Raw genomic sequence first — 10859 nt, forward strand, 5'->3', positions numbered from 1 at the left:
GCCGCGCCGCCGGGCGTGGTCGCCGACGGGGTGCCGCCGGACGTCAGGGGACGCGGTGCCTCGGCACGGCTCCGGTCGGGCGTGGATCCGTGGTCGACCGGCTCCGCCGGAACCTCTTGCTCGGCCATGCTCGCCCTCCGCGCACGCTCGCGCCCGGATCCGCGACGTCGGACCGGGCGTGCCTGTCTGTCACCGTGCCACATTCCGGCCCGGCGGCACAGCCGGAGCGCGTTCCGGGGGCGGTCGATCCGATCCGGTCGGCGGGCCCGGCGAGGGCCGTGGTCAGCTGCCGGTGCTCGCCGAGGCGGTGGCCGAGGTGCTGCCCGCCGGCTCGGAACTGCTCTGCGCCGTGGTCGGCGCCACACTGCCGGTCGTCGGCGACGGCGACGGCGAGGTGCTGGGCGTGGCCGTGGGGGAGCCGGTGGGCGTCGCCGACGGCGAGGTCGACGGCGACGTCGACGGGCTCGGCGACGGCGAGGTCGGCTTCGGGGTCGGCTTCGGGCTGGTCGGCGGCTTGGTCGTCGGCGGCTTCGTCGCGGGCGGCTTGGTCGGCGTCGGCGTCGGCGAGGGGGTGCTGACCGGCGCGGGTACCGCCCCGATGACCCGGGTGGCGGCGTAGAGGCGCGACCAGCGCACGGTGGAGATCTTGACCACGTCGCCGGTGGTGGGCGCGTGGATCATCTTGCCGCCGCCGACGTACATGCCCATGTGGTGGATCGTCGTCCAGCTGGTGCCGGAGGCGAAGAAGAGCAGGTCACCGGGGAGCAGCGCGGTGCGGGACACGGTCCGGGACCGGGTGGCGTAGTACTGGTCGCGAGAGACCCGGGGCAGCCCGTGGTAGCCCGCCGACCGGTAGGCGGCGTAGATGAGGCCCGAGCAGTCGAACCGGTCCGGCCCCTCGGCGGCCCACAGGTAGGGGTCGCCGAGCTGTGCCTTGGCGTACGCCAGGGCCTTCAGGGCCGTCGGGTGGGCGGCCAGGCCGTTGGCGGTCTCGTTGCCGAGGTAGCCGGCGCCGAGGCGCTGCTCGGCGGCCTCCTGCTGGCGCTCGATCTCGATGAGCTGCGCGGCGTTGTCCCGCCGCAGCTTGTCGAGCTTCTTCTCGGCATCGCGCAGGGCCTTCTCGCCGGCGGCGTAGTCCGCCTTGGCCCCCGTGAGGCGGGACTCGGCCGAGACCATCGACTGGCTGGCCGCCTGCTCGCCGACGCGGGCCCGGGACACCTCGCCCTCGGCGGCGGTGGTGCCGCCCTCGGCCTTCTCGCCCCGGATGATCCGGGAGAGCCGGCTCAGCTCGTGCAGGTCGTTGGCGAACTCGCCGGGCGGGAGGGCGGCGGCGGCCTTGAAGGCGCCCGCGGCGGCGGCGTCGGCGCCCTCCTGGGCGCGGGCCACCGCGTCCCGGGCGAGGGCGAGGTCCCGCTCGGCGGTGGCGCGCTGCGACTCGGCCTCGGTGCGCTTCTGCTGGAGCAGGAGCAACTGGTCACGGAGCTGCCCGACCTGGGCCTCGGCGGCGTAGATCTGGGCGGCGAGCGGGCCGTTGCCGACGTTGCCGGCCGGCACGCCGGGGACCGCGCCGGGCAGCCCGGGGACCGCGCCCGGCAGCCCCGGAACCGCGCCCGGCAGCCCGGGGACCGGCGCACCGCCGGGGAGCTGGAGCTGGCCGGAGTAGGACGGACGGGAACCGGTGTCAGGGACGCTGGTGGGCAGCGACGGGTCGGCGTGGACCGGGTTCGCGAGGACCGTGGCGGCGACGGCGCCGAGCAGGGCGGACCAGAGCGCCGGACGTAGCACCGGCGAGATCACCGGGCTCCGTCGTCGCTGCCGTCGCCCGCGCCCACTGTCGACCATTCCGCTCCCCGTCCGGCGTGAGTGGCCGCGCCGGGTGGGCGCGGCCGTGGGGACGCTACCAGCGTGTGGCGAACGTCCCACCCTGTCTTACCGCACCCACGCAGCGATGTCGATGCGTGGCAGGTAACGGGAGCCTGAGAGTTCGGTGAGCGGGCGCACGGGCGCCGACCATGCTGCGGCGGCGTCGGCGGGCCGACGTACGCTCGATTCCTACCGCAGGTGGAAGGGACGTGGCTTTCGATGGACGCCGGACTCAAGCGTGAGCTCGAAGCGAAGGTGTACGCCGGCGAGCGGCTGACCCGCGAGGACGGGATCGCCCTCTACGACAGCGACGACCTCGCGTGGCTGGGGCGGCTGGCGCACCACCGGCGCACCGAGCTCAACGGCGACCGGGTGATGTTCAACGTCAACCGGCACCTCAACCTGACCAACGTCTGCTCCGCCTCCTGCGCGTACTGCTCGTTCCAGCGCAAGCCGGGTGAGAAGGACGCCTACACGATGCGCATCGACGAGGCGGTCCGCAAGGCCAAGGAGATGGAGGACGAGCAGCTCACCGAGCTGCACATCGTCAACGGCCTGCACCCGACCCTGCCCTGGCGCTACTACCCGAAGGTGCTGCGCGAGCTGAAGGCGGCGCTGCCGAACGTCAAGCTCAAGTGCTTCACCGCCACCGAGGTGCAGTGGTTCGAGAAGATCAGCGGGCTGAGCGCCGACGAGATCCTCGACGAGCTGATGGACGCCGGCCTGGAGTCGCTGACCGGCGGCGGCGCGGAGATCTTCGACTGGGAGGTCCGCCAGCACATCGTCGACCACGCCTGCCACTGGGAGGACTGGTCGCGGATCCACGCCCTGGCGCACAGCAAGGGCATGAAGACGCCGGCGACCATGCTCTACGGCCACATCGAGGAGCCCCGGCACCGGGTCGACCACGTGCTGCGGCTGCGTGAGCTGCAGGACGAGACCGGCGGCTTCGCGGTCTTCATCCCGCTGCGCTACCAGCACGACTTCGTCGACTCGGCGGACGGCAAGATCCGCAACCGGATCCAGGCCCGGACGACGATGGCCTCGCCGGCCGAGTCGCTGAAGACCTTCGCGGTCTCCCGGCTGCTCTTCGACAACGTCCCGCACGTGAAGTGCTTCTGGGTCATGCACGGGTTGTCGGTCGCCCAGCTCTCGCTCAACTTCGGCGTCGACGACCTGGACGGCTCGGTCGTCGAATACAAGATCACCCACGACGCCGACTCGTACGGCACCCCGAACACGATGCACCGGGACGACCTGCTGCACCTGATCTGGGACGCCGGCTTCCGCCCCGTCGAGCGGAACACCCGCTACGAGGTGGTCCGCGAGTACGACGCCCCGCCGTCCCTGGCCGAGCGCCGCGCCGAGCCGCAGCAGGTCTGGGCCTGAGCCGGCACGTACCCTCGTAGGCCATGACCGAGCAGCGGAGCGGGTTTCCCCGGCGCGACGCCGAGGGGCGCATCCTCACCCTGGGCGACCTGCTCGGGGTGAGCCTGGCCGGCCTGGTCATCGGCGTGCTGGCGGTGGTGCTGTTCGACTGGGCGTTCGCGCTGATCGGCAGCGGTGACTTCGGCCGGTCGAACGGCTGGCTCGCGATCATCCTGCCGGCCTGGCTCTTCTGGGACGACTTCCGCGCCTGGGAGTTCGGCGCCGCCGCGGTGGGGGTGGTCGCCGGGTTGGTGGTGGCCGGCCTCGCCGCCGGGCTCCCGTCGCTGCTCTCCGGCGGGCTGGGGGCGGCGACCTTCACCCTCGGTTACGCGGTGGTCTGGTTCCACGGCGTCCACTGGCTGGCCCGCCGGACGGGCTGAACCTGCCGCCGGGAGGCCCGGCGGCGGAGAACGGAGTGCGGAACGTGAGCGCGGCGGTCAAGTACACGCTGGGCCGGATCGGGCTGTTCGTCGCCGTGCTGGCGGCCCTCTGGCTGATCGAGCTGAACATCTTCATCAAGCTGATGGTGGCGCTGGCCTTCTCGGCCGCCCTGTCGTTCTTCCTGCTGAAGGGCTGGCGGGACGAGATGGCCGAGGAGATGGCCGCCGCCGCCGAGCGCCGTCGCGCCGAGAAGGAGCGCCTCCGCTCCGCCCTCGCCGGCGAGGACCAGGACCCGGAGGCGCCCGGCTCCCCGAGGTGAGCCGGGCCGCCGGAGACGACCGGAGCGACCGCGACGCCCGGCTCCCCCCGGAAGCGACCGAGGGGTCCGGTCGCCGGCCTGAGCCGGGCGACGCGGACCCCTCGGACGACCGGGTCGGTGTCAGGTCACCAGTTGGTGGAGCCGGCGACCTTCGGCCACGGCTTCGACGTCGGCTTGATCAGGTAGACGACGCCGCCGGAGCCGCCGGACACCCCGCCGCTGGCGTTGGTCCGCTTGGTACGCAGCCAGATCTGCTCGAACTGCTCACGCTTGTAGACGTTGCGCACCGCCTCGTTGCTCGACGAGGCCGGGTCGTTGACGATCACGTCGCCCTCGGCGGTGAAGCCGACCACCACGAACAGGTGCCCCGAGGTGCCGTAGCCCGCCCCGTCCAGCTCGCTGGCGAGGAAGGACTGGCTGGTCACGACCGGGATCCCGGCGGCGATGAAGCGCTCCACCTCGTCCAGCGAGTGCAGCCGGGTGACCCGCGCCTCGAGGCCCGGGAAGCTGGCCGCGTACGCGGTGTTGAAGGGCCAGTTGCCGGCGCCGTCGTACTGGTAGTCGTAGACCATCCGGGCGGCGTGGTTGACCGTCGGGTCCGGGTAGGTCGGGTCGACCCAGGAGGTGTCCTCCTCGGACGCCTTACGGCCCCAGTACTCGATCACCATCGTGGTGGAGGTGGGGGAGCACCAGGCCTGGCCGCCGCCGTCGTACTCGGGGTAGTGGCCGGTGTGGATGTTCTGCGAGTAGCGGGGCACGGCGAGTTCCTTGCCCCAGGCGATGCCGCCGGCGCTCGGCTCGACGGTGAACCGGTCCGGCACGTGGGAGCTCATCGCGCCCACCGTGTGCACGACCGGCGCGGCCTGCTGGCCCGGGGCCCGGTAGAGGGTGAGCCGCAGCTGGTACGCCCGCAGCAGCACGCCGACGGAGGCGTCGTCGATGCTGAACGTGTCGGTCCAGATGGTCGACCAGGGGTCGCCCTGCCGGTTGACGCTGGTCCGCTTGATGTCGGCGTCGCCGGAGGCCCACCGCCCCATCACGTACCACTTGGTCTGGGTGCCGGTGTTGTACGTGCCCTGCATCTCCACCTGGATCCAGGTGCCGGCCGGGGTGTCCGCGTTCCACGAGGCGATCAGCTCGGTGGCGTCGAACCCGATCTGGGTGACGGGGGAGGTCCAGGTCCCGTACTCCCAGCTCCTGGTCACGCCGGTGTGCGGGTCGGTGTAGTCGGTGGTGCCGACGGGTCGGGCCAGCGTCACGCCCGGCCGGAGGCCGGGGACGGCCCGGGTGCCGGCGTGGGTGCCGCGACGCCACTCGGGGTAGCGGGACCAGTCCTGGAAGGTGATCTGTTCGTCGTGGACCACCGGGCGGGTGGTCGACGGTGCCGCGACGGGCGCGGCGACGGCGGGTGCCGCGGTGCCGAGAAGGGTGAGCGCGGTGGCGGCCGCGAGGGCGGCCGTGCGCAGGTGTTGTCTGGCCATGGGTCCTCCGCAGGGACGGACGGATCGTTGCAGGTCAGTGTCCCGCTCGGAAGGAACTTTCGCCAGAGGCCGACAGTTGGAAAATCCTTGCCGGTGTGAGGATCAGGATGACATGAAACTGGGCAGCGATGGATGTTGATATGACCATGTGAGCGGTGGTGGAGTGTCCTCCACCGAGCGGGATCTCCTCCCGCCCCCCGAGGAGGTTGTCCATGGCCTTCCGCAACACCACCCTCCGCCGTCGCCTGGCGGTCGCCGTAGCAGCCGGGTTCGGTCTGCTCACGGTCGCCGCCGCGCCGGCCACCGCCCGGCCGGCCCCGGACCGGGCCGACTCCGCGGCGGCGTCCTACCGGGTGCTCGGCCCGCGGACGGTCGACGACCGCACCGCCGTCGCCGGCACCGGCGCCGCCATCGACTTCGTCGAGCACGGCGTGCTGAACGTCTCGGCCACCCCGGCCGAGGCGGCGGCGATCACCCGGCTCGGCTTCCGGCTGGAGGCGGTCCCCGCCCCGTCGACCGACGACCACGGGCACAGCCACGCCGAGGGGGACGTCGGTACGGCCGCCTTCCCGCCGGCGGACTCCAACTACCACGACTACGCCGAGCTGACCGCCGTGGTGAACAAGGTGGTCGCCGACCACCCCGGGATCGCCCGGAAGATCAGCATCGGTTCCTCGTACGAGGGCCGGGACCTGATGGCGGTGAAGATCTCCGACAACGTCGCGACCGACGAGAGCGAGCCGGAGATCCTGTTCAACTCGCAGCAGCACGCCCGCGAGCACCTGACCGTCGAGATGGCGATATACCTGCTCAACCTCTTCACCGACAGCTACGGCACGGACTCCCGGGTCACCAACATCGTCAACACCCGGGAGATCTGGATCGTGCCCACGGTCAACCCGGACGGCAGCGAGTACGACATCGCCACCGGCTCCTACCGCTCCTGGCGCAAGAACCGGCAGCCGAACAGCGGCTCGTCGTACGTCGGCACGGACCTGAACCGCAACTGGTCCTACCAGTGGGGCTGCTGCGGCGGCTCGTCCGGCTCGACCTCGTCGGACACCTTCCGGGGCCCGTCGGCGTTCTCCGCGCCGGAGACGGCGGCGCTGCGGAACTTCGTCAACAGCCGGGTCGTCGGCGGCACGCAGCAGATCAAGGCGAACATCGACTTCCACACGTACTCGGAGCTGGTGCTCTGGCCGTTCGGCTACACGTACAACAACACCGCGCCGGGCATGACGACGGACCAGTACAACACCTTCGCCACGCTGGGCCAGCAGATGGCGAACACCAACGGCTACACCCCGCAGCAGTCCAGCGACCTCTACATCACCGACGGCGACAGCATCGACTGGATGTGGGGCCAGCACGGCATCTGGGCGTACACCTTCGAGATGTACCCCGGCTCGGCGACCGGCGGCGGCTTCTACCCGCCCGACGAGGTGATCCCCGCCCAGACCTCGCGGAACCGGGAGGCGGTCCTGCTGCTCAGCGAGTACGCCGACTGCCCGTACCGGGCCATCGGCAAGCAGGCGCAGTACTGCGGCGGTGGCGGCGGCACCACGGTCTGGTCGGACACCTTCGAGACGGCCACCGGCTGGACCGTCAACCCGAGCGGCACCGACACCGCGACCGCCGGGGCGTGGGAGCGGGGCGCCGCCCAGGCGACCACCTCCAGCGGGGCGAAGCAGCTCGCCCCGTACGCCGGCGCCAACGACCTCGTCACCGGCCGGCTGGCCGGCACGGCGGCCGGTGACTACGACCTCGACGGCGGCGTGACCAGCGCCCGGTCGCCGGCGGTGACCCTGCCGTCGAGCGGCACGCTGACCCTCTCCCTCGCCTGGTACCTGGCCCACGGCTCGAACGCCTCGTCGGCCGACTACCTGCGGGTGAGCGTGGTGCACAACGGCGGCACCACGGCCCTGTTCACCCAGTCCGGGGCGGCCACCAACCGCAACGGCGCCTGGGCGGTGTCCAACGCCGACCTCACCCCGTACGCCGGTCAGTCGGTGCGGATCCTCGTCGAGGCGGCGGACGCCTCGGGCGCGAGCCTGGTCGAGGCGGCTGTGGACAACGTCACCATCACCAGTTCCTGACCCGGTGGGGCCCCGCTCCGCCCCCGGCGGGGCCCCACCACCGGCCAGCAGACGTCGATCCAGGGCATATCGCTGCCGTTGGCGATCAACGAGCGCCGATGCGCCCTGGATCGACGAGGCACGTCCGGGGCGTGCGCTACCGTTCTACCGACCACGCGCAGCGAAGCCGGTGCGACACCGGCGCTGTCCCGCAACTGTGATGTCCCGCCACCCCGGCCGCGCCGGAGCGTGAGGGGAACGAGCCAGGTCGCCTGCGTCCGTGGTCGCGACACGCGCTCTCGAGGAAGGGCGCCTCGCGGACGGGCGCCCCGCTCCCTGTCGGCGAAGCACCACGCTCCTCGACCGACAGGAGGACCCGTGCTCAGACGTACCCCCCGGCTCTTCGCCGCGACCCTCGCGGTGGCCGCGCTCGCCCTCGGCGCGTGCGCCGAGAAGAGCTCCGACGACACCCCCGCCGCCGGCGCCAGCTCGGCCGGCGCCGCCTTCCCGGCCACCGTCGGCTCGCTGACTCTGGAGAAGCGGCCCGAGAAGATCGTCTCGCTCTCCCCGACGGCCACCGAGATGCTCTTCGCCATCGGCGCCGGCAAGCAGGTGACCGCCGTCGACGACAACTCGAACTACCCGGCCGACGTGCCGAAGAGCGACCTCTCCGGCTTCCAGCCGAACGCCGAGGCGATCGCCGGCAAGAGCCCCGACCTGGTGGTGCTCGCCAACGACACCAACAAGATCGTCGAGCAGCTCACCGCGCTGAAGATCCCCGTCCTGCTGAACCCGGCGGCGACGACGCTGGAGGACACCTACCGGCAGATCACGGACCTGGGCACCCTCACCGGTCACGCGGGCGAGGCCGCCGACGTGACCAAGCGGATGAAGGACGACATCGCCAAGCTGGTCGCCGACCTGCCGAAGCGCTCCGAGAAGCTGACCTACTTCCACGAGCTGGGCCCGGAGCTCTACACGGCCACCAGCAAGACCTTCATCGGCTCGCTCTACACGATGGTGGGCCTGGAGAACATCGCCGACGCGTCCGACGCCGACGGCAAGCAGGGCGGCTACCCGCAGCTCTCCCAGGAGGTCATCGTCAAGGCCGACCCGGACTTCGTCTTCCTCGCCGACACCAAGTGCTGCAAGCAGAGCGCGGAGACGGTCAAGGCGCGCGGCGGCTGGGCCGGCGTCACCGCCGTCAAGAACAACCAGATCGTCGCCCTCGACGACGACGTCGCCTCCCGCTGGGGGCCCCGCGTGGTGGAGCTGCTCCGCGTGATCGTCGACGCGACCGCCAAGGTCCCCGCGTGACCCGCACCCGTCCATGAGCCCGCCGCTCGCGAAGGCGCCGCCCGCCCGGTCGGCCGGGACGCCAACCGCGTCCCGGCCCCCCCCCCCCCCCCCCCCCCCCGCCGGGCTGCGGCCCCGCTGGCTCGTCGCCGGGGTCGCCGCGGTGCTGGTCGCGCTGGTCGCCGGGGTGTCCCTCGGCCCGGTCAGCCTGCCGCCGGGCAGCGTCGCGGCCGAGCTGCTCAACCTCATTCCCGGGGTACGCATCGACAGCGGGCTGACCGAGCGGGAGATCGCCATCGTCACCGAGCTGCGGCTGCCCCGGGTGGTGCTCGGGCTGCTGGTCGGCGGGCTGCTGGCCCTGGCCGGCGGCTGCTACCAGGGCGTGTTCCGCAACCCGCTGGCCGACCCGTACCTGCTCGGCGTGGCGGCCGGGGCCGGGCTCGCGGTCACCGCGGTGATCACCCTCGGCGCCGGGGCGGGCGGGGCGCTGACCGGGCTGCCGCTCACCATCCCGCTGGCCGCGTTCGTCGGCGCGCTCGGCGCGGTGGCGATGACCTACCTGCTGGGCGCCTCCGGCGGGCGCGGCCGCTCCACCGCCACGCTGATCCTCGCCGGGGTGGCCGTCTCCGCGTTCCTCTCGGCCGGGCAGACCTACCTGCTGCAACGCAACTCCGACAGCATCCAGCAGGTCTACTCCTGGCTGCTCGGGCGGCTCGCCACCGCCGGCTGGCACGACGTGCGGCTGGTGCTCCCGTACTTCCTCCTCACCGCCCTGGTGGTGCTGCTGCACCGGCGGGAGCTCGACGTGCTCTCCGTCGGCGACGACGAGGCCGCGAGCCTCGGGCTGCACCCACAGCGGTCCCGCTACCTGCTCATCGCCGCCGCCTCGCTCGGCACCGCCGCCGCCGTCTCCGCGTCCGGCCTGATCGGCTTCGTCGGGATCATCGTGCCGCACACCGTCCGGCTGCTCGCCGGGTCGAGCTACCGGGTGATCCTGCCGCTCTCGCTCCTCTTCGGGGGTGCCTTCCTGGCTCTGACCGACGTGGTGGCCCGCACCGCCGCCGCCCCGTCGGAGATCCCGATCGGCGTGGTCACCGCGCTGCTCGGCGGCCCGTTCTTCGTCCTGGTGCTGCGTACCTCCCGCCGGGTGCTCGGGTGAGCGCGGCACGGGTGCCGGCCGCGCAGCCGGCCGGGGGCGGGAGCCGCGCGCGGGCCGCGCAGGCGGCGGCCGAGGACGCTCCGACGACCGTGCCCGCCGTCGAGGTGCGCGACCTGCACGTGCGCCTGGACGGCACCCCGATCCTGGCCGGCATGGACCTGACCGTGGCCCCGGGCGAGTGGGTCACCGTGATCGGCCCGAACGGCGCCGGGAAGTCGACCCTGCTGCGCGCCGTCGGCGGCCTGCTGCCCGCGCCGGGCGCCGTCTCCCTCTTCGGTACGCCGAGCGAGGCGCTGCGTCGGCGCGACCGCGCCCGGGTGGTCGCCACGGTGGCGCAGTCCCCGGTCGTGCCGGCCGGCATGTCGGTCTTCGACTACGTGCTGCTGGGCCGCACCCCCTTCATCGCGCCACTGGGCCGGGAGTCCGCCGCCGACCTGGCCGCCGCGCACGAGGTGCTCGACGGGCTGGACCTCACCGGGTTCCACGACCGGGAGCTGGCCACCCTGTCCGGCGGCGAGCGGCAGCGCGTCTTCCTGGCCCGCGCGCTGGCCCAGGGCGCGACCCTGCTGCTGCTGGACGAGCCGATCAGCGCCCTGGACATCGGCCACCAGCAGGAGGTGCTGGAGCTGGTCGACCGGCTGCGCCGCGAGCGCGGCCTGACCGTGCTCGCCACCATGCACGACCTCTCCATCGCCGGCGAGTACGCCGACCGCATGGTGCTGCTGGCCGACGGCCGGGTGGTGGCCGCCGGCACCCCCCGCGAGGTGCTCACCGAGCAGCTCCTCGCCACCTGGTACCGCGCCACCGTCCGCGTCATCCCCGGCGACCACGGCCCCCTGGTCGTCCCCATCCGCCCC

9 protein-coding genes and 1 riboswitch are annotated in these 10859 nt (G+C 72.8%); of the genes, 7 read left to right on the forward strand and 2 right to left on the reverse strand.

The genetic code is table 11. The annotated features are described in order from the left end of the window. Nucleotides 1-282 precede the first annotated feature (282 nt). Complete coding sequence (locus tag ACSNN9_RS25685; protein WP_436675773.1) at nucleotides 283-1842, reverse strand: NlpC/P60 family protein; 1560 nt, start codon at nucleotides 1840-1842, stop codon at nucleotides 283-285. 240 nt (nucleotides 1843-2082) lie between these two features. Between ACSNN9_RS25685 and mqnE the strand changes: the two genes are divergently transcribed. Genes mqnE through ACSNN9_RS25700 form a run of 3 tightly spaced genes read left to right on the forward strand, consistent with a single transcriptional unit; the run spans nucleotide 2083 to nucleotide 3991 of the window. Then, on the forward strand, nucleotides 2083-3252 hold the full coding sequence (mqnE, locus tag ACSNN9_RS25690; protein ID WP_121397115.1) for an aminofutalosine synthase MqnE: 1170 nt from the start codon (nucleotides 2083-2085) through the stop codon (nucleotides 3250-3252). Nucleotides 3253-3275: 23 nt separating this feature from the next. Further along, nucleotides 3276-3671, forward strand: a complete 396-nt coding sequence (locus tag ACSNN9_RS25695) for a hypothetical protein (protein WP_436675774.1) — start codon at nucleotides 3276-3278, stop codon at nucleotides 3669-3671. 44 nt (nucleotides 3672-3715) lie between these two features. Next, nucleotides 3716-3991 carry a DUF4229 domain-containing protein gene (locus tag ACSNN9_RS25700; RefSeq protein ID WP_436675775.1) on the forward strand — a complete coding sequence of 92 codons (276 nt, stop codon included), beginning with the start codon at nucleotides 3716-3718 and terminating at the stop codon, nucleotides 3989-3991. 125 nt (nucleotides 3992-4116) lie between these two features. Here ACSNN9_RS25700 and ACSNN9_RS25705 read toward each other — a convergent pair whose 3' ends face one another. Then, a complete protein-coding gene (locus tag ACSNN9_RS25705; protein ID WP_436675776.1) occupies nucleotides 4117-5472 on the reverse strand; it encodes a C39 family peptidase in 1356 nt (451 codons plus the stop codon). Between the two features lie 212 nt (nucleotides 5473-5684). On the opposite strand from ACSNN9_RS25705, the gene ACSNN9_RS25710 reads away from it, so the two are divergent. The 4 genes from ACSNN9_RS25710 to ACSNN9_RS25725 form a co-directional block, all read left to right on the forward strand. Next, the gene (locus ACSNN9_RS25710; RefSeq protein WP_436675777.1) at nucleotides 5685-7568 is read left to right on the forward strand and encodes a M14 family zinc carboxypeptidase; all 1884 of its coding nucleotides are present in this window, start codon (nucleotides 5685-5687) and stop codon (nucleotides 7566-7568) included. Nucleotides 7569-7733: 165 nt separating this feature from the next. Then, nucleotides 7734-7815: riboswitch (cobalamin riboswitch) on the forward strand. Between the two features lie 110 nt (nucleotides 7816-7925). After that, nucleotides 7926-8864, forward strand: coding sequence for an ABC transporter substrate-binding protein (locus ACSNN9_RS25715; protein ID WP_436675778.1), 939 nt, complete (start codon nucleotides 7926-7928; stop codon nucleotides 8862-8864). 13 nt (nucleotides 8865-8877) lie between these two features. Then, nucleotides 8878-10002 carry a FecCD family ABC transporter permease gene (locus ACSNN9_RS25720; RefSeq protein ID WP_436675779.1) on the forward strand — a complete coding sequence of 375 codons (1125 nt, stop codon included), beginning with the start codon at nucleotides 8878-8880 and terminating at the stop codon, nucleotides 10000-10002. A 152-nt stretch (nucleotides 10003-10154) separates the two neighbouring features. Next, nucleotides 10155-10859 (forward strand): ABC transporter ATP-binding protein (locus ACSNN9_RS25725; protein WP_436675780.1); only part of this gene is annotated, 705 nt, incomplete at its 3' end.

The sequence above is a fragment of the Micromonospora sp. URMC 107 genome, from assembly GCF_051386315.1.
Classification (GTDB): domain Bacteria; phylum Actinomycetota; class Actinomycetes; order Mycobacteriales; family Micromonosporaceae; genus Micromonospora.

Bases quoted from the DNA above. Each gene is read 5' to 3' on its own strand.
- ACSNN9_RS25685 (WP_436675773.1), bottom strand. From the start codon at position 1,842: ATGGTCGACAGTGGGCGCGGGCGACGGCAGCGACGACGGAGCCCGGTG.
- mqnE (WP_121397115.1), top strand. From the start codon at position 2,083: ATGGACGCCGGACTCAAGCGTGAGCTCGAAGCGAAGGTGTACGCCGGC.
- ACSNN9_RS25695 (WP_436675774.1), top strand. From the start codon at position 3,276: ATGACCGAGCAGCGGAGCGGGTTTCCCCGGCGCGACGCCGAGGGGCGC.
- ACSNN9_RS25705 (WP_436675776.1), bottom strand. From the start codon at position 5,472: ATGGCCAGACAACACCTGCGCACGGCCGCCCTCGCGGCCGCCACCGCG.
- ACSNN9_RS25710 (WP_436675777.1), top strand. From the start codon at position 5,685: ATGGCCTTCCGCAACACCACCCTCCGCCGTCGCCTGGCGGTCGCCGTA.
- ACSNN9_RS25720 (WP_436675779.1), top strand. From the start codon at position 8,878: ATGAGCCCGCCGCTCGCGAAGGCGCCGCCCGCCCGGTCGGCCGGGACG.